Source organism: Flavobacterium sp. ACAM 123 (assembly GCF_000264055.1).
Lineage (GTDB): Bacteria > Bacteroidota > Bacteroidia > Flavobacteriales > Flavobacteriaceae > Flavobacterium.
The window spans coordinates 32,755-51,493 of record NZ_AJXL01000006.1 but is presented as its reverse complement, the minus strand read 5'-3'; the positions used below and the strand labels follow the sequence as shown (position 1 = coordinate 51,493).

Below are 18,739 nucleotides of genomic sequence, written 5' to 3'. Positions count from 1 at the left end.
GCATAAGTACAGCCTCCTTCATTATGTCAAAATGCGAACAATGTATTGTTAGACAGTTCAGCTCACTGAAAGCGCTCAATAAAGACGAACTTGCTAAACTTGCTAGATGTAAAACATCACGCATTATCAAAAAAGGAGAAGTGATTTTTGAAAAGGGAGAAAGTGTAAATGGAATATTCTGCATAAAGGATAGGGTTTGTAAACTTACTAAACTGATTCCCAATAGAAAAGATCAAATAGTAAAATTAGTTACAAGAGGATAGTTATTGGGTCAACGTTCCATGATTAGCGAGAAACCTGTTAATTGAAGCGCTGTCGCCCTTGAAGATATGGAAGTGTGTTTTATCCCCCAAACTGAAGTTATGGGATTCTTTGATAAAAACAATCAGTTTTCCATGAATGTGATGAAAACAATCTGCGGTGATCTAAAAGAAGCTGATAGTCATTTAGTCAATATGGCTCAAAAAACGGTGAAAGAAAAATTAGCGGAAATATTACTTTATTTACATGACATCTTCGAAAAAAACGAAGATGACTCACTGAAAATTCAACTATCAAGGGATGAATTAGCCAGTATGATAGGGACAGCAAACGAAAGATGGATCCGAATACTGTATGATTTCAAAAATTAAGATTAGTAGAACTAGTTGGTACAAAGATAACTATTAAAGACACCAGTAAATTAAAAAAGATGACTACGTAGTAGCTCCCTATTCTTTTTTATGATCCATCAGGAAATAATAAACTGGTACGCCCAAAGCTACAATTCCCAATCCCAAACCGGTGTTTAAAGTGTCATATACCAGTAATGTTATACAAATTGCAGTAGTGACAATTATGTATAGTGCGGGCACAACCGGATAACCAAAAGCCCGATACGGCCTTTCAGCATTAGGTTCCCTTTTTCTTAATATAAACACACCAAAGATTGTTAAAATGTAAAACAGTAACGACGCAAAAGTTGCATAAGTTAGCAAGTCTCCAAACTTACCTGAAACACATAGCACACAAGCCCAAGCACATTGTACCCATAAAGCCTTCGCTGGAACTTGATTTTTATTCAAAATCTTAGCTTGTTTAAAGAACAATCCATCTTTAGCCATCGCATAAAATAATCGCCCACCCGACAGAATTAAACCACTATTGCATCCAAAAGTAGAAACCATAATTAAGGCAGCCATAATGAAAACACTGCTATTGCCCATAATCATACCCGCAGCTGCGGCACCCACTCGATCATTACTTGCAAACATGATTCCATTACCCGCGATTCCAGTTGCATCCGGAGTGCCATGCATGGGCAACAGGGCCAAATAAGCCAAATTTGCCAGAATATAAATAACGGTAACAATCAAAGTACCCAGAAATAAACTTCGTGGTATATTCTTCTTTGGTTCCTTAATCTCTCCTGCAATAAAAGTAACGTTGTTCCATGCATCGCTTGAAAACAAAGAATTTATTATTGTAGCCCCTGCAGCACCCAGAACTGCCATTCCAGTTAACTTTGTAACAGTAATTGAGCCATCACCATTTAAAACAGTGCTACTGGCTTCCCACATATTAGCAAAATTATTCGAAAGAACGTCTGTGTGAAAACCAACATACAAACCAAAAATAATTAACGCAAAAAGTGCAATTAACTTAGCCGATGTTAAGATTAACTGAATCAATTTTCCGCTTTCTACTCCTTTAGTATTGATGAACGTGAGTATAATAATACTTGCGATAGCCAATAGTTTACTAGTTGGGAAAACAAAACTGTCTCCTAGGGTAAAAAGCGTATTGTCCAAAACTGGAAAAAATATAGCAGAATAGCTTGCAAACGTAACTGCAATTGCAGCAATTACTCCAGTCTGAATGACGGTAAAAACAGTCCAACCGTACAGAAACGAAATTAATCTACCATAGGCACGCTGAATATAAACAAATTGCCCGCCCGCCTTAGGCATCATGCCCGCTAATTCACCATAACTTAATGCGGCAGCAACGGTAATCAAGCCGGTCACTAACCAAATTATTAAAAGCCAGGCTGCAGAACCAATATCACGAGCCATAGCGGCAGTAACGATAAAAATACCAGAACCAATCATCGAACCAGCTACTAAACTTGTAGCATCAATTAACCCCAAAGAACGTTTTAACCCTATTTTATTTTCCGACATATATAATTTAATTGACTTTTAAAGATAAAAGATGGTAAAACACTTTTTGCTTTTTTACAAAATTGAAAATTCGAAATTTTCTTATTCCTGCTTTTTTGCTAGAAACTTTGCCTCTTCCCAAATTTGGATATTTGAAAATTCGAAATTTTCTTATTCCTGCTTTTTTGCTAGAAGCTTTGCCTCTTCCCAAATTTGGATATTTGAAAATTCGAAATTTTCTTATTCCTGCTTTTTTGCTAGAAGCTTTGCCTCTTCCCAAATTTGGATATTTGAAAATTCGAAATTTTCTTATTCCTGCTTTTTTGCTAGAAGCTTTGCCTCTTCCCAAAAAACATCCATTTCAGCAAGAGTCATGTCCATCAATGGTTTGCCCAATTCGCCCGCTTTGCTCTCCAGATATTGAAAGCGTTTGATAAATTTTTTATTGGTGCGTTCTAAGGCATCTTCGGGATTTACATTTAAAAATCGGGCATAATTAATCATTGAGAATAAAACGTCACCAAACTCGGCTTCGATATTATCTTGATTTCCGGCTTCCACCTCTACTTGTAATTCCTGTAATTCCTCTTTTACTTTATCCCAAACTTGATGCGGCTCTTCCCAGTCAAACCCAACCCCTTTAACTTTATCTTGTATTCTGCTGGCTTTCACCAATGCGGGTAAACTTTTGGGAACACCCTCCAGAACCGATTTCCTTCCTTCTTTCAGTTTTAGTTTTTCCCAGTTTTGTTTGACTTCTTCTTCGTCCTTAACCACAGTATCTCCATATATATGCGGATGACGGTGAATTAACTTCTCACAAATTTCATTGCAAACATCTTCAATATCAAAATCATTGGTTTCGCTTCCTATCTTAGCATAAAAAACAATATGCAGTAGTAAGTCTCCCAATTCCTTCTTCACCTCAGTCAGATCATTATCCAGAATGGCATCCCCCAATTCATACGTTTCTTCTATGGTAAGATGCCGTAAAGTTTGAAGAGTTTGCTTTTTGTCCCACGGGCATTGCTCTCGCAACTCCTCCATTATAGTTAACAGTCTATCAAAGGCCTTCAATTGAGTTTCTCTTGTATTCATAGCATATGGTTTTTCTTGGTGGGTTCGATCCTTGGCCACTCGGGTGCGTAAAAATAAGAAATCCTGTCTTCTAAAATTAGAGAAGACAGGATTTTTTATAAAATTCAGAATGTATTATTCCTTAATTTTTTTTTCTTTTTTGGTTTTTCTGCAACAGCTTCAACATCCTCTCCATTAGGAGTTTCTTCTGCAACTGCAGGTTCTTCATCTACAACCAAACCTTTAACCTGGAGCATGTTGTACCAGTTTATTATTTTTTTAATATCTGACGGATATACTCTTTCCTCATCGTAATCTGGTAAAATTTCTTTAAAGTAAGCTGCTAATGTAGCATTGTCTTCTTTATGTGAAATAGAAGGACCATTGCTTTCCTTGACAGCAATCTTGCTCATTATTTCTGCCAATGGTTTTTCACCTTCATAAGTGTAAACTGAAATTTCAGATAATAAGCTTACATTACTTTTTAAATTTACCGTAATTTTCTTTCCATCCGATAATGATTCTGCAACAAAACCAGTACGTGTTTGCACTTTAAGTACAAATAAACCTGGTTTTCCAGAAATCGCAAGTATTTTTTCTAAATTCATATTGTTATAATTATTATTAAGAATTCGATTTGTATGTATTCTTTATTAAATTCCAAAGACCATCACTAAACAGAGTATTTAAAATTTAATTATCTGCCCTTTCTAGCAATAAACCTCATTCTATAGTCTTGAAATGTCTTTCCTTCAGTAATATTTTTCAGTTTTTTTTGAATCAAACGTTTTTTAAGTGATGAAATTTTATCAGTAAATAAAATTCCTTCTATGTGATCATATTCATGTTGAATCACTCTCGCTATTAACCCCTCAAAAACTTCTGTCTTCACCACAAAATCCTCTTCACAGTACTCAATAGTTATTCTTTCGTTTCTGTAAACATCCTCACGAACATCTGGAATACTTAAGCATCCTTCATTAAAACACCATTCTTCACCCTCTTCTTTCAACATTTTTGCGTTGATAAAAGTTCTTTTAAACCCTTTCAATTCTATTTGTTCTGCTGACTCTAAATCTTCGTCTTCGCTAAAAGGTGTCGTATCTATGATGAACAAACGAAGTGCTTTTCCTACCTGTGGCGCGGCAAGACCGACTCCACATGCATTATACATGGTGTCATACATATTAGCAATCGTTTCTTTCAAGTCAGGATGTTCCTGTGAAATATTCTCTCCTACTTTTCTTAAAACAGGATGGCCATATCCTACAATTGGTAAAATCATTATTGTTATTTTAAGTATTATATGCCCTAAATTCAGGATTTTTGTCCTTCAATTACGGTTGGCAAAAATAGTAAAAATTTAGACAATGAATAATTCCTAAGGGATATTTAGCATTTATTTCTATTTTAAACTTAAATCTACGCCTTTTCCGCTATGGATAAATCGTACATTTCATATATTTGTATACAATACCACTTATATGATTCCCAACGTCAAGAAATTTACAGACGGTACTTATTTTACAAATGCTTTAAAAATAACTATTGCAGCGGTTCTACCTGTTTTATTATTCTCTTATTTAGGCCATTTCAAAATTGGTTTTACTATCGCTCTAGGAGCTTTTTTCACCTATCCCAGTGATATCCCAAGTAATCTAAAACATAAAGTTAACGGAATTCTTGTTACGGTTCTTATCGTTTCCGGAGTCAATTTGTTAATAAACCTTGTCTATCCTTACCCTTGGGTATTTTATCCATTTTTAACTGTATTATTGTTCTTCTTGTCGATGATTTCAGTATATGGACAAAGGGCAACCATGGTTTCGTTTTCAGCTTTAATAGCAATCTCGTTGGCTTTTGCTCATTTACAAACGGGTTGGGACAGAGTTCAATATTCAGGATTAATACTTTTGGGCGGCTTATTTTACCTCATTGTTTCTTTAATTTTCTTTTATATCAGACCGAACCGGTATGCCGAACTGCAAATTGCCGAATGTATAAAACTAACTTCCAAATATTTAAAATTAAGAGGTGATTTATGGGAATTAAATTCAGATCGAAAGGCAATTACTGAAAAACAATTGAATTTACAGGTGCAACTAAACACCATTCATGAAAATATAAGAGAGATCCTTATCAGGAACCGAACTGATTCCGGCTCTACCAATCGAAATCGAAAACTACTTCTTGTGTTTATTTCGTTAGTAGAAATTATGGAGTTAGCCATTGCTACTTCATTTGACCACAACAAGCTACATCAAAAATTTGACAATCACCCCAGGGTTTTAGAAACGTACCAAAAACTGGCTTACAACCTTGCCAAAAGCCTAAGGACATTATCTGAAAGTATTGAAAACGGAGAAAAATACGTGTCAAAACACAGCCTTCTTGCTGATTTACATAATTTAGAATTAGCAATTACAGACTATGAAAATGATTTAGGAAAAGTCTACGCTTCAGAAGGTGTTTTAATGCTAACAAATATGCTGCACTACGCCGAGAAACAAGTGGAGATAAATAAAACAGTAGAACGTGCTTTTACAGCGGTTGTTAAATTACAAGATTTAAAAGGAAAAGATACAGATTTAGAAAAATTCATCACTCCGCAATACTATCCGGTACGAACACTGATCGAGAATTTAAGTTTCTCCTCCACTGTTTTTAGACATTCCCTTCGACTCACAATTACTATTATGATGGGTTTTATTATTGGAAAAGTCCTTCCCTTTCAAAACGCATACTGGATCGTTTTAACTATTGTCGTTATCATGAGGCAAGGATATGGGTTGACAAAACAGCGCACCTTTCACAGAATTTTTGGTACAATTTTAGGTGGATTTATCGCTTTTGGAGTCCTTTATTTAGTTCATGACTCGACAATTATTGGCGGATTAGCGATTATCGCCTTGCTTTTTGGCTTTTCCTTTACTCCAACTAATTATAAGATTGGAGCCACATTTATCACTATTTATGTCATCTTTATTTATGGGATTCTGACCCCAAATATTGAAGATTTAATTCAATATCGTGTAGTGGATACCTTGGTTGGTGCTCTTTTGTCCTTTCTTGCCAATTACTTTTTATGGCCTTCTTGGGAATTTGTGAAAATACCGGTTTATTTAGAAAAATCGATTGAAGCAAATAGAAATTATTTAGAGCAAATCTCCCTGTTTTACAACAAAAAAGGAACTGTTCCCAGTGCGTATCGTGTAGCCCGAAAGCATGCTTTTATTGAAATTGGTAATCTAATGGCGTCCTTTCAAAGAATGCTTCAAGAACCTAAATCAAAACAAAATAAATTAGGACAAGTCTATAAACTGACTGTGATGAATCATACCCTGTTATCATCTGCCGCTTCTCTAGGAACCTACATTCAATCACATAAAACATCTGCCGCTTCAGAAGCATTTAATGCTGTCTTTGACAAAGTTGTTAAAAATCTAGAAGATGCTATAACTTTATTAAAAGAGGATGATGTTGAGCAAATAGTAAATCCAATCAACGCCGATTTGAGCAACAGGTTTAATGAATTAAATAAAATTCGTGCTAACGAATTACAAGAAGAAAGCACTACAGGTGAAAAAGAGTTTGAATTAAAAAAACAAGAAACGCAACTGGTAATAGAACAGTTGATATGGCTAACTAGTTTGTCAGAAAACATAGTCAAGACTACTCGGGTATTAATTAAAACAAAAAATGAACTCTAATAAATTATTAGAGTTCATTTTGTGAAAATTTAATTATTCAATTTTAATGCTATAGCTGTATTTTTCCTGATTTCGTCTGAAAGCACTGGATTATCATTTAATGATTGACCATGAGATGGGATCATTTTTTTAATTTTTTCCTGCCACTCAGGTGAAGCTAACTCCTCCTTAAAACATCTTCCCACGACGTCTATCATAATTGAAACTGCTGTGGAAGCACCTGGTGAAGCGCCAAGTAAAACAGATAAGGATCCGTCGGCAGTAGTAATTACCTCCGTACCAAATTCAAGTATTCCTCCTTCTTTTTTGTCTTTTTTAATGACCTGTACTCGTTGTCCCGCTCTTTCAATTACCCAGTCCTTAGACACAGCACTCGGTACATATTCCCTCAGTGCATCAATTCTATCTTTTGGTGATTGACGTACTTGTTGTATTAAATATTTTGTGAGCGGTATGTTTTTAATTCCAGCGGACAACATCGGAAAGATATTGTCTGGTTTTATGGATAAGGGCAAGTCTGAATAGGATCCGTTTTTTAAAAATCGGGTTGAAAAACCGGCAAATGGTCCGAATAATAGCTGCTTTTCTCCATTAATCATTCTTGAATCTATATGCGGAACCGACATAGGCGGTGCTCCCACACTAGCTTTACCGTATACTTTTGTTTGATGCTTTGCAATAACGTCAGGGTTAATACATTTGAGCCATTGTCCACTTACGGGGAAACCGCCAAAACCTTTTCCTTCTGGAACGTCTGCTTTTTCTAATAACGGTAATGATCCACCACCGGCACCTATGAATACAAACTTAGTGTATACTTTCCTTTTTTGGCCTGTAGCCAAATCACTAATTTTAATCCTCCACGTCTTGTCTTTTCTTTGACTTAATTTCTGGACTTCATGATTGAAATGGATTGATACACCGTCAAGTTGACTTAAGTGATTGAACATACTTCTAGTTAATTCTCCAAAATTCACATCAGTACCAATAGCCATAGAAGTTGCAGCTACTTTTTCAGATTCATCTCTACCTTCCATCACTAAAGGCATCCATTCTTTTAGTTGAGATAAATCAGTACTGAAAACCATCTCCTTAAAAAGTTGATTTTGTTGTAAAGCTTCAAATCTTTTCTTTAAGTATTCCACGTTTTTATCACCCCAAACAAAACTGAGGTGCGGAATACTTTTAATAAATTTTTCAGGAGAAGAAATCTTTTTTTGTTCTACTAAGTAAGACCAGAACTGTCTCGATACTTCAAAAGATTCAGCGATACTAATTGCTTTTTTTGGATCAATAGTTCCATCCTCACTTTCAGGAGTATAATTGAGCTCACAAAAGGCAGAATGTCCCGTTCCTGCATTATTCCATGCATCAGAACTCTCAGCAGCTGCGATATCCAATCTTTCGAAAATCTCAATTTTTATATCGGGTTGAAGTTCTTTTAGAATTAATCCAAGAGTGGCACTCATGATCCCAGCACCTATAAGTACTACTTCAGTATTTGAACGAATTGTTGTATCAGACATAGCAAAAATATTAAAGCGCAAAGGTACTTTTAAAAATTGCAAAAAAAACTATAAATTAAGGGAGAAAAGTTACAAATTACGAAAACGTTCGATCTTAGCTTAGCTTCTTAAAAATCACTGTTTAAAACGTTTTTCGATTCAAAAAATCCTGAAGCATAATCGTCGCCGAAATCTCATCAATTAATGCCTTATTTTGCCGTTGTTTTTTCTTTAACCTGCTATCAAGCATGGATTGAACTGCCATTTTTGAGGTAAAACGCTCGTCTACGCGAATCACTTTCATCTCCGGAAAATGATTGGTAAAATGAGTCACAAAACCTTTTATAATAGAAGCGCTTTCTGAGGGCTGCCCATTCATTTGTTTGGGTTCACCAATAAGCACCGCTTCGACCTTCTCTTTAGAGAAATAATCTTTTAAAAAAGGAATGGCAGTTGCACTTGGAATAGTTGTTAATCCCGAAGCTATGATTTGCATTTCATCTGTCACTGCAATACCAGTGCGTTTTTGTCCGTAGTCTATGGCAAGTACTCTAGGCATTTTATTTTTTTTTCAAAGATAACTATTTTAATTTTCCGTTTCTAAGCAAGAAAAGAAATCTTATCTTCTTATCTCTTTTTTCTCAAGGCCCTTCTCCTTTATAACGAATCAAATTCAAAAGCTTCTTACTCTTTGTCCAGATCTAATGGGCTTAACTAAAACTGTAACCCGATACCCTATATCCCAGTAAATTAAAGGCGTTCGCAATAACGAAACACTAACATTGCTACTCTATTCAAAAACACACCCCCTCAACATCAAGCACCACTTCGAGATTTTTGTAACATTTTCAAATTAAATTGGGTTTTTGTTTTTGCTATAAAAACATATCTTTGTTTAAAAATTATCACAGATGAATTCATTACAAACAATTATAGAACAAGCCTGGGAAAACAGAGCTTTGTTACAAGAAGAAACGACGACAAAAGCCATCAGAGAAGTCATAGAATTATTAGACGCAGGTAAATTGCGAGTTGCTGAACCTAAAGGAGACGCATGGCAAGTAAACGAGTGGGTTAAAAAAGCAGTTGTTATGTATTTTCCTATCCAAAAAATGGAAACATGGGAAGCAGGAATTTTTGAATACCATGACAAGATGGAATTAAAAAAAGACTATGCTGCTAAAGGTGTTCGTGTAGTTCCGGGAGCTTCTGCTCGTTACGGCGCTTACATTTCAAGTGGTGTAATCATGATGCCAAGTTATGTAAATATTGGCGCTTATGTAGATGAAGGAACGATGGTTGATACCTGGGCAACAGTGGGAAGTTGTGCACAAATAGGTAAAAACGTACATTTAAGTGGCGGAGTAGGAATTGGTGGGGTTCTTGAACCTTTACAAGCTGCCCCTGTAATAATTGAAGACGGTGCTTTTATAGGTTCCCGTTGCATCGTTGTTGAGGGAGTTCACGTAGGGAAAGAAGCTGTTTTAGGCGCTAATGTATGTTTGACTGCATCTACAAAAATCATTGATGTAACTGGAGAAACCCCTGTTGAAATGAAAGGATTTGTTCCTGCCCGTTCAGTAGTAATTCCAGGTAGCTATACTAAGAAATTTCCGGCTGGAGATTTTCAAGTTCCATGCGCAATAATCATTGGAACACGCAAGCCATCAACTGATTTAAAAACATCTTTGAATAACGCTTTACGCGAATATGACGTAGCGGTTTAAATTTATTTTGTACTAAAATATTATATTGTATATTCCTCCCTCAAAAAGGGAGGTTTTTTTTTATCTTATGAAAATACTAGTTATACAACAAAAAATGATCGGGGATGTATTGGTAAGTAGCATTATATGCAATAATCTGCGACTCGCCTACCCTGATGCTCAAATCGATTATTTGGTCTATGAATCAACAACTCCTGTTTTAGAAGGCAATCCAAATATCGATACGATTATACGTTTTGAAGAAAAGCATCGAACAAGCAAAAGAGAATTCCTGAATTTAGCACTCAAAATCAGAGCCACTAAATATGATTTATTAATTGACGCCTATTCAAAATTAGAAAGTTGGTTGATTGTATTACTGAGTGAAGCCAAAAGAAAAATATCTTATAAGAAAAAAGGACGCACTTTTCTATATACTGACAATGTCCCGTTTGAGGAATTCCCAAAAACTAATTTGGGTTTAGCCATTGAAAGAAGGCTGTCACTTCTGGAACCACTTCATTTATCAGTGAAAATTGATCCGCTACCTAAACTATTTGTTACTCCTGAAGAAAATCAGCATGCTATTGCCCTTTTTGAAAAACATCAACTAATAAGAAATCGAAAAACAGTTATGATTAGCCTTTTGGGCAGTGAAAAATTGAAGACCTATCCATTAAACTATATTACATCCGTAATTGACACAATTGCAGACAATAATGATGTGAATATTCTTTTTAATTATTTTCCAAAGCAAATCAATGATGCTAAAACTGTTTTTACTAGTTGCAAGCCCTCAACCCAGAAAAAAATATATTTTGATTTACTTGGAGGTGATTTAAGATCATTTATTGGCGTGTTGAATCAATGTGACTTAATTATAGGTAATGACGGTGGCGCCATAAATATGGCAAAAGCACTAGGAAAACCCTCTTTTATCATCTTCTCCCCTTGGATTGAAAAGAAAATTTGGGCCACATTAGAAGATGGAATTCACCACATGTCAGTCCATTTGAATGATTACAAACCGGAGTTACTTTCACAAAAAACAGAAAAGAAACTTAAACAGAATGCTCTTACTTTATACAAAGAATTTGAACCTAAGCTATACAAAGAGAAACTAAAATCTTTTCTATTAAACATTCTATCAAAATGACAATTAATAGAAATACAAACGGAATAGCTACCAGTAAAACATTTTTAAGCGCCTTAATAATCACCCGCAATGAGGAGCACAATATAAAAAATGTTTTAAGCGACTTGGCTTTTGCTGATGAAATAATTGTCGTGGATTCTTTTAGTTCAGATAAAACCGCAGTAATAGCGGCAACTTATAAGAATGTAAAAGTAGTACAACATACTTTTGAAAACTATGCAGTTCAAAGAAACTATGCAATTAGTTTAGCTACGTATTCCTGGATAATTTTTTTAGATGCTGATGAAAGACTAACGGCTGAGCTAAAAGAGGAAATCATCAAAACCATCGAGCACAAAGACTCCTTTCCTGCCTATTATTGTTACCGTACCTTCATGTTCAAAAACACAAAGCTACGCTTCAGCGGTTGGCAGACAGATAAAATCATCAGACTTTTCAAGAAAGAAAAGGCTCAGTATGATTTAGGAAAGATTGTTCATGAAAAATTAACCGTTACTGGAAAAACAGGTAAATTAGAGAATAAACTGATTCACTATTCGTATCGTAGCTACAGCGATTACAAACAAAAGATGAATGTTTACGGTAAATTAAAAGCAGTCGAAGAATTAAACAAAGGAACAAAGCCTACTTTTTTTCATTTTTACTTCAGACCCTTATATCAATTTCTATATCAATATATCATCAGGATGGGGATACTAGATGGTAAAAAAGGGATTGTTATTTGCTATTTGAACGCCTATAGTGTTTATATACGTTTTCAGGAACTGAAAAGAATGCGATTAAACAGCTAAGATTTCCAGAACTTCAATTTCTTTTTAAGCCTTTTCTTACGGGCAAATTTTTCCTGAAATTCCACTGTGGCTTGCCACATCTTCTCAAGAATAGAACTAGCCGGCTCTATGTAATACTTCGAATATTCATCGCTCATTATGGCAATCATTTCCTTTTTTGGAGTAAGCCTGCTTAAATTTTTCATCCTAAGATCAAAGTCCATTAAGTCGTGAAAAATCATTCGATTTAAATCAACCAAAAAAAATTATATTCGTTCTCTGAAATTTTCTTTATCAAAGTATTGCCGGGGGAATGATCTAAAAATTCAATTCCCTTTTCATGCAGGTTAAAAGTAAATTTTGTAAACTGTCTTAAAATATTTTCATGATCTGGATAATCAGGAACCTCAACTAATTCTCTAAAAGTCAGTTCTGTTTCAAGATGTTCACTTGCGTAATAACTATCCCTTAATCCAAACGAATTATAATTTTCAAAATAAGCCAAAGGCTGTGGCGTTCCTATTCCATTTTCTAACAAAATAGTAGCGTATTCAAAAGAACGTTTGGCTTTAGATTTCCTAAAATACCTATAGGCTACTTTATTCACTATATTGGGCAGCTTGAAAGATTTGATATTGATTGTCTGCCCATCTAAGTCAAACAGTTTGATTACATTTCTATCTCCATTTCCAAAAACAGTTCCCAAATCAGAATTGAATTCTTTAATAAAGCGAAGGATCTCTTTAGAGTTTTGAACCGTCTGAGAAAACATCAGTTTTATTGTCATTATAATTATTTTAAGTACTTTATTTTATTCTTTAAAGACAGCATTTATGGTTTAGAAGCTGATTTCAAAGCTGCGAGATCGAAATAAAAATTTCGAGCATCTTCCAGATACCAAATTCCAAATCGCCATTAACCAACAAAAATACACATACCATTTTAGACTTCAAATTATTATTGTAATTTCGGCAAAAAAATAATGATGACTGTATTACATGTGTCAGCTGTAAAAAATTGGGGAGGCGGCGAAAACCATATAGAAAATCTTTGCTTCGAATTAAAAGCTACTCAACCTGATGTCAAAAATATTGTTTTATGTGTTGAAAACGGACTTTTTCATAGTCGCCTAATGAAAACTGAAATTAGCTACGAGACAGCTCCTTTAGCATACAATTTAGATCTGAGATATTCTAAAAGAATCATTACCCTATGCAAAGAAAAAAAAGTCGATATCATTCATATCCACGATCCATCAGCCATTGCTTTATGTATTATTGCTGACAAATTTCATAACCTACCTCCTTTTGTCTTTAGTAAAAAAACCTCTTTTCCTATAAAAAAGAAAAGACTCACTTTATTTAAGTACAATTACTTTAAAATTAAAAAAATTATTTGCGTTTCTAATGAAACCAAAAGAGTTACCGCAGAATCAATTACCGATAAAAAAAAACTCTTAACGATTTATCACGGAACGAATTTAAAAAACAAAAGTGCCGAGACCTCTTATTTATTGCGAGAAAAATTAGCTATCGATCCCGCTAGAAAAATTATTGGAGTCATAGGGAATCATATTCGGGCTAAAAATTTTGAAACGCTGATTGAAACCGTTAATGTACTAATCAATGAAGAAAAAAGAACAGATTTTATTTTCGTCCAGATTGGAAATTTTACGGAAAGAACACCGGAACTGTTGGAATCCGTAAAAAAATACAATTTAGAAAAAGACTTAGTTTTCTTAGGATATAAGCCAAACGCATCTAATTTTATTCCGCAATTTGACGCCTTGCTGGTTACCTCTCAAAGCGAAGGAATACCTCAAGTGATTTTTGAGAGTTTTTATCATAAAAAACCAGTCATAAGCACAAATGTAGGAGGAATTCCAGAAATTATTGAAGATGGCGTCAATGGGTTGTTAGCCCCAAAACAGACTCCGAAAGTTTTAGCTGAGAAAATAATTCATTTGTTTGACAACCCTGAGTTAATTCCTAAATTCACCATAATTTCTCATGAAAAACTATCAAGTCTCTACACCACAAGTATTATGGCTGAAAAGACATTAGAACAATATAAAAAAATTAGCAATGGAAAATCTTAACGACGAAGTTCATAAAGCATTCGAAATTATAAAGGAAGGTGGAATAATCCTATACCCTACAGATACCGTCTGGGGAATTGGCTGCGACGCAACAAACCCGGAAGCGGTTGCTAAAATCTTCCAACTCAAAAAAAGAGTAGAGACCCAAAGCATGATTGTTTTGATGAATGGAGAACGAATGATGTACAATGTCTTTAAGGATATTCCAGAGGTGGCTTGGCAAATCATCGATTTATCCGAAAATCCTACCACTATCATCTTAGATAATCCACGGAACGTGGCGGCTAATTTAATCGCTGCTGATACTACTTTGGGAATCCGAATCGTAAAAGAACCATTCTGCTTCAAATTACTGGAAAAGATGAAAAAACCTTTAGTTTCCACTTCGGCAAATATTTCAGGTCAACCTACTCCAAAAAGTTTTAAAGAAATTAGTCCTGAAATTATAAAAGGCGTGGACTATGTTGTAAATTTGCAGCGCGATAAAATTGCCGGAAAACCATCTACAATCATAAAATTAACTAATGATAGTAAGGTTAAAATTATTCGAAAATAAAATTTAACCGTAAATTATTGTTTTTTTACCGCAGATTCACAGATTATTAATCAATTCACTGTTTTCTATGTCCGAAGAATATTCAAATACAGATGAAACATATAAAATAATAGGAATACTGTTTGAAGTTCATAAAAATTTAGGAAAAGGCTTTCCAGAAATCGTTTATAAGGACGCTCTAGAATACGAATTTACTGCCAATAATATTATATTCGAACGTGAAAAAGAATTTCAAGTTCAGTACAAAAACACTACTTTAAAACATAAATTTTATGCTGACTTTATAGTCTTTGATAGTATAATACTCGAAGTTAAAACTGTCGATTGTTTCAACAATAGTCACTACAACCAATGTCTAAATTATTTAAAGGTTTCAGGTAATGAACTAGCATTACTAGCAAACTTCAATTCAACCTCTTTAGAATACAAACGTATCGTCAGTACTAAAAAATTAAAATAAATCTGCGAATCTGCGGTTAAAAAAAAATGAACTACAAACAAGCATTAAACAATAAAATATTCGAAGTCATCTCTCAAGCTTCCCAAGAACTGAAGATTGACAGTTACGTGATTGGTGGTTTTGTAAGAGATTTAATTTTGGAAAGAGACTTTAAAAAAGACATCGACATCGTTGCCGTTGGAAGCGGGATTGAACTAGCTTTAAAAGTTTCTAAATTACTCCCAAAACAGCCAAAAGTACAAGTTTTCAAAACATATGGCACTGCGATGCTGCGTTTTGAAGATACCGATATTGAATTTGTAGGTGCAAGAAAAGAATCCTATCATTTTGATAGTAGAAATCCAGTTGTAGAAGATGGAACACTTGAAGATGATCAAAATCGTCGTGATTTCACCATCAACGCGCTGGCACTATCATTAAATACTGATAATTTTGCAGCCTTATCAGATCCTTTTGGAGGACTGGACGACTTAAAAAACAAAATCTTAAGAACTCCGCTTGACCCAGACATCACTTATTCTGATGATCCTTTACGAATGTTGAGAGCGATTCGTTTTGCAAACCAACTGAGTTTTGAAATAGAAGCAAAATCGTTCACCTCCATTGCCAAGAATGCCGCACGAATCAAAATTATTTCTGGAGAGCGTATCGTTGACGAACTGAACAAAATACTATCAACAGACAAGCCATCTGAGGGATTTTTACTGCTTTATAAAACGGGGCTTTTAGACATCCTTTTACCAGAACTGACTGCTTTAAACCAAGTAGAAGAGATAGAAGGTCAAACACATAAGAACAATTTTTACCACACGCTAGAGGTGGTAGACAATATATGCCCAAACACAGATGATGTTTGGCTGCGTTGGGCTGCTTTATTACATGACATAGGAAAAGCACCAACCAAACGTTTCAACAAAAAACAAGGATGGACCTTTCACGGACATGAGTTTCTTGGCGGAAAAATGGTCAAAAAAATATTTGAACGCTTGCATATGCCGTTGAACCAGAAAATGAAATTTGTTCAGAAAATGGTAATGATGAGTTCGCGGCCTATTGTTTTATCACAAGAAACGGTGACCGATTCTGCTGTTCGCCGTTTAGTCTTTGATGCCGGCGAAGATGTAGAAAACTTAATGACCTTGTGCGAAGCTGATATCACTACTAAAAACACAAGTAAATTTAAAAAATACCACAACAATTTTGAAATCGTACGAAAGAAAATAGTAGAAGTGGAAGAGCGTGACCACGTACGTAAATTCCAACCGCCTATAACTGGAGAAGAGATTATGGAAATTTTCAATCTCAAGCCTTCAAAAGAAATAGGAATGCTTAAAGAGGCGATAAAAGAAGCCATATTAGAAGGAGAAATTGCTAATGACTATCAAGCGGCTTATGACTTCATGCTAAAAAGAGCGAAAAAGATAGGATTAGTTAAAGTTTAACTTTTGTGTATTTTATTTCTAAAACTAAAATAGATAATTTTGCAAAAAAATATTTAAAGTGAAAAAATACTTTTTAACCTCAGCACAAATAGCTTTAATCCTCGTATACCTTGTTATTTTTGCTGGTGCATTCGTTCGATTAACTGGCTCTGGAATGGGCTGTCCAGATTGGCCAAAATGCTTTGGATATTATATTCCACCGACAGAACAAAAAGAATTACTTTTTACAGTGGGAAGAGAATATGATAAAGGCCAAGTAATTATTAAAGAAGAATCTCTCTTAGTTGCAAAAAGAGATTTTATATCAACATCAACTTTTGATGAGGCCAATTGGGAAAAATACACAAAACACGATTATGCCATTTTTAATCCAATACATACATGGGTTGAATACATTAATCGCTTATTGGGCGCATTGGCTGGAATTGCTTGTGTTATCACTTTTATATTATCATTTGGATACAGGAAAGAGAACAAAAAACTTATTTTACTTACTTTGTTGATTTGTTTTTTAATGGGCTTTCAAGCATGGTTAGGAAAAACGGTTGTTGATTCTGTTTTAAATCCGTTCAAAATCACCACTCACATGCTGGCGGCCTTACTAATTGTGGCTTTACAATTGATTGTGATCCATACAGTGCGAAAAAATAAAAAAACACTTATTTTCAATCAAAAGTTTAATTGGATATTAGCTGGTGCATTAGGACTCACTATCATTCAAATCGTTTTAGGAACTACTGTTCGTGAGCATGTAGATACAGTATCTGAGACTGGTGCTCCTGAAATCATGTGGCTTCAAAATCCAACTATCGCATTTTATATTCATCGATCATTTTCAATAATAGTACTATTAACTAACTTCTATTTATTTTATCTCAATAGAAAACTAACTCTGGGATTCAATAAAACAAATTGGGTACTAATCATCCTATTTATTGAAATTATCTCTGGAATTTTAATGTATTATTTTGCATTCCCATTTGGAACTCAAACTGTTCATGTTGTATTAGCAACACTACTATTTGGTGTTCAATTTTACATGATATTAGAATCCAACACTAAGAAATTAATTTTATAAAGTATCTTTACAAATGACTATATTGTCACATTTCCTTGTTTATTAACTCAAAATGTCAAAACTTGCCGCTCAAGATAAATTTCTTGACCTATCCGATTATGGGAGACCACTAGCCTCATTATTTGCTCAAAAATTAAAAGACACTCGATTTACACCCATTCATGTCACATTACTATTTGGAGTTTCAGGGGGTATCGCTATTTATTGCATCTTACAAAACCAGTATTACCTGGCTGGTATTTTCATCATCTTAAAATCGATTATTGACGCGGCCGATGGTGAACTTGCCCGGATCAAAAACACCCCTTCTTATACCGGAAGGTACCTAGATAGTGTCTTTGACATCATCCTCAATTTTTTGTTTTTAGGAGCCATTTGTTATGTTTCAGAGACGTCTTTTCTACTTACTTTGGGAGCCTTTTTCTGCATACAATTGCAGGGTACTTTATACAATTACTACTATGTCATTTTACGAAATAAATCAGTAGGTGGAGATAAAACCAGCAAGATTTTTGAAGATAAATCACCTCAAGCGTTAGCTGGTGAAAGTCAAAAATCTGTCGATATATTATTCAAAATATACACGGTCGTTTACGGAGGGTTTGACAAAATCATTCATACTTTAGACAGCAATGCATACAAGGTACAAACATTCCCAAATTGGTTTATGACTTTCGTTTCATTATACGGATTAGGATTTCAATTATTGTTGATCTCCTTCATGTTAGCTTTGGATTACATCGAATATATTGTTCCTTTTTTTATTTGGATATTCTTTTTTCATATTTGTATTAATCGGAATAAGAAAACTTTTTTTTAAGGCGTAAAACGATGATAGACAAAATCTATTTAGAGATTCTAAAGCATTATCTAACAGATACTTAAATACCTACTATTGCCTCTTTTATTTAAACTAAAAACTCCACTTTAAAATCCATAATCTAAAGCAATTTTACAACAATTTTGAGAAATTATATAAGCTTTTACTTCTCCTTTTTTTCTACTTTTACTCTACATAAATTATCAATTTTAAAATTAAC

General features: G+C 34.4%; 16 protein-coding genes and 3 pseudogenes. 11 read left to right on the top strand and 8 right to left on the bottom strand.

Going from position 1 to position 18,739, the window contains the following annotated elements:
• Positions 1-23: 23 nt before the first annotated feature.
• Positions 24-703: pseudogene (locus A3SG_RS18860) on the top strand (Crp/Fnr family transcriptional regulator).
• Between the two features lie 7 nt (positions 704-710).
• Here A3SG_RS18860 and A3SG_RS0101985 read toward each other — a convergent pair.
• The 5 genes from A3SG_RS0101985 to def form a co-directional block, all read right to left on the bottom strand.
• Positions 711-2,162: an APC family permease gene (locus tag A3SG_RS0101985; protein ID WP_016988328.1), complete on the bottom strand. Its 1,452-nt coding sequence runs from the start codon at positions 2,160-2,162 to the stop codon at positions 711-713.
• Between the two features lie 7 nt (positions 2,163-2,169).
• Complete coding sequence (locus tag A3SG_RS0101980; RefSeq protein WP_016988327.1) at positions 2,170-2,490, bottom strand: hypothetical protein; 321 nt, start codon at positions 2,488-2,490, stop codon at positions 2,170-2,172.
• Positions 2,451-3,239: a nucleoside triphosphate pyrophosphohydrolase gene (gene mazG / locus A3SG_RS0101975; RefSeq protein WP_029596559.1), complete on the bottom strand. Its 789-nt coding sequence runs from the start codon at positions 3,237-3,239 to the stop codon at positions 2,451-2,453. Before mazG ends, A3SG_RS0101980 begins: the two co-directional genes overlap by 40 nt.
• 104 nt (positions 3,240-3,343) lie before the next feature.
• On the bottom strand, positions 3,344-3,826 hold the full coding sequence (locus tag A3SG_RS0101970; RefSeq protein WP_016988325.1) for a DUF5606 domain-containing protein: 483 nt from the start codon (positions 3,824-3,826) through the stop codon (positions 3,344-3,346).
• Positions 3,827-3,915: 89 nt separating this feature from the next.
• On the bottom strand, positions 3,916-4,503 hold the full coding sequence (gene def, locus A3SG_RS0101965) for a peptide deformylase (protein ID WP_016988324.1): 588 nt from the start codon (positions 4,501-4,503) through the stop codon (positions 3,916-3,918).
• A gap of 199 nt (positions 4,504-4,702) precedes the next feature.
• Between def and A3SG_RS0101960 the strand changes: the two genes are divergently transcribed.
• Positions 4,703-6,928 (top strand): FUSC family protein, encoded by a 2,226-nt coding sequence (locus tag A3SG_RS0101960; RefSeq protein WP_016988323.1) that lies wholly within the window; start codon positions 4,703-4,705, stop codon positions 6,926-6,928.
• Between the two features lie 29 nt (positions 6,929-6,957).
• Here A3SG_RS0101960 and A3SG_RS0101955 read toward each other — a convergent pair whose 3' ends face one another.
• A complete protein-coding gene (locus tag A3SG_RS0101955; RefSeq protein WP_029596558.1) occupies positions 6,958-8,454 on the bottom strand; it encodes a malate:quinone oxidoreductase in 1,497 nt (498 codons plus the stop codon).
• A 121-nt stretch (positions 8,455-8,575) separates the two neighbouring features.
• Positions 8,576-8,992: a Holliday junction resolvase RuvX gene (gene ruvX, locus A3SG_RS0101950; protein WP_016988321.1), complete on the bottom strand. Its 417-nt coding sequence runs from the start codon at positions 8,990-8,992 to the stop codon at positions 8,576-8,578.
• A gap of 352 nt (positions 8,993-9,344) precedes the next feature.
• Here ruvX and A3SG_RS0101945 point away from each other — a divergent pair, with 352 nt between their 5' ends.
• The 3 genes from A3SG_RS0101945 to A3SG_RS0101935 all read left to right on the top strand — a co-directional run bounded on the left by A3SG_RS0101945 (position 9,345) and on the right by A3SG_RS0101935 (position 12,086).
• Entirely contained in the window at positions 9,345-10,160 is an 816-nt protein-coding gene (locus A3SG_RS0101945; RefSeq protein WP_016988320.1) for a 2,3,4,5-tetrahydropyridine-2,6-dicarboxylate N-succinyltransferase, read from the top strand.
• Positions 10,161-10,227: 67 nt separating this feature from the next.
• A complete protein-coding gene (locus tag A3SG_RS0101940) occupies positions 10,228-11,295 on the top strand; it encodes a glycosyltransferase family 9 protein (protein WP_016988319.1) in 1,068 nt (355 codons plus the stop codon).
• Positions 11,292-12,086, top strand: a complete 795-nt coding sequence (locus A3SG_RS0101935) for a glycosyltransferase family 2 protein (protein WP_016988318.1) — start codon at positions 11,292-11,294, stop codon at positions 12,084-12,086. The genes A3SG_RS0101940 and A3SG_RS0101935 overlap by 4 nt, the downstream gene beginning before the upstream one ends.
• Here A3SG_RS0101935 and A3SG_RS18855 read toward each other — a convergent pair.
• Positions 12,083-12,852: pseudogene (locus A3SG_RS18855) on the bottom strand (Kdo domain containing protein). The gene A3SG_RS0101935 and the pseudogene A3SG_RS18855 sit on opposite strands and share 4 nt — an antisense overlap.
• A gap of 195 nt (positions 12,853-13,047) precedes the next feature.
• Here A3SG_RS18855 and A3SG_RS0101925 point away from each other — a divergent pair.
• From A3SG_RS0101925 to A3SG_RS18850, 6 genes and pseudogenes are all read left to right on the top strand, one after another.
• Entirely contained in the window at positions 13,048-14,163 is a 1,116-nt protein-coding gene (locus tag A3SG_RS0101925) for a glycosyltransferase family 4 protein (protein WP_232226248.1), read from the top strand.
• A complete protein-coding gene (locus A3SG_RS0101920) occupies positions 14,150-14,719 on the top strand; it encodes an L-threonylcarbamoyladenylate synthase (RefSeq protein ID WP_016988316.1) in 570 nt (189 codons plus the stop codon). The genes A3SG_RS0101925 and A3SG_RS0101920 overlap by 14 nt, the downstream gene beginning before the upstream one ends.
• 67 nt (positions 14,720-14,786) lie before the next feature.
• Positions 14,787-15,179: a GxxExxY protein gene (locus tag A3SG_RS0101915; RefSeq protein ID WP_016988315.1), complete on the top strand. Its 393-nt coding sequence runs from the start codon at positions 14,787-14,789 to the stop codon at positions 15,177-15,179.
• Between the two features lie 26 nt (positions 15,180-15,205).
• Positions 15,206-16,621: a CCA tRNA nucleotidyltransferase gene (locus A3SG_RS0101910; protein WP_016988314.1), complete on the top strand. Its 1,416-nt coding sequence runs from the start codon at positions 15,206-15,208 to the stop codon at positions 16,619-16,621.
• Positions 16,622-16,679: 58 nt separating this feature from the next.
• Positions 16,680-17,699, top strand: coding sequence for a COX15/CtaA family protein (locus tag A3SG_RS0101905; RefSeq protein ID WP_016988313.1), 1,020 nt, complete (start codon positions 16,680-16,682; stop codon positions 17,697-17,699).
• 52 nt (positions 17,700-17,751) lie between these two features.
• Positions 17,752-18,526 (top strand): annotated as a pseudogene (locus tag A3SG_RS18850) (CDP-alcohol phosphatidyltransferase family protein).
• Positions 18,527-18,739 lie beyond the last annotated feature (213 nt).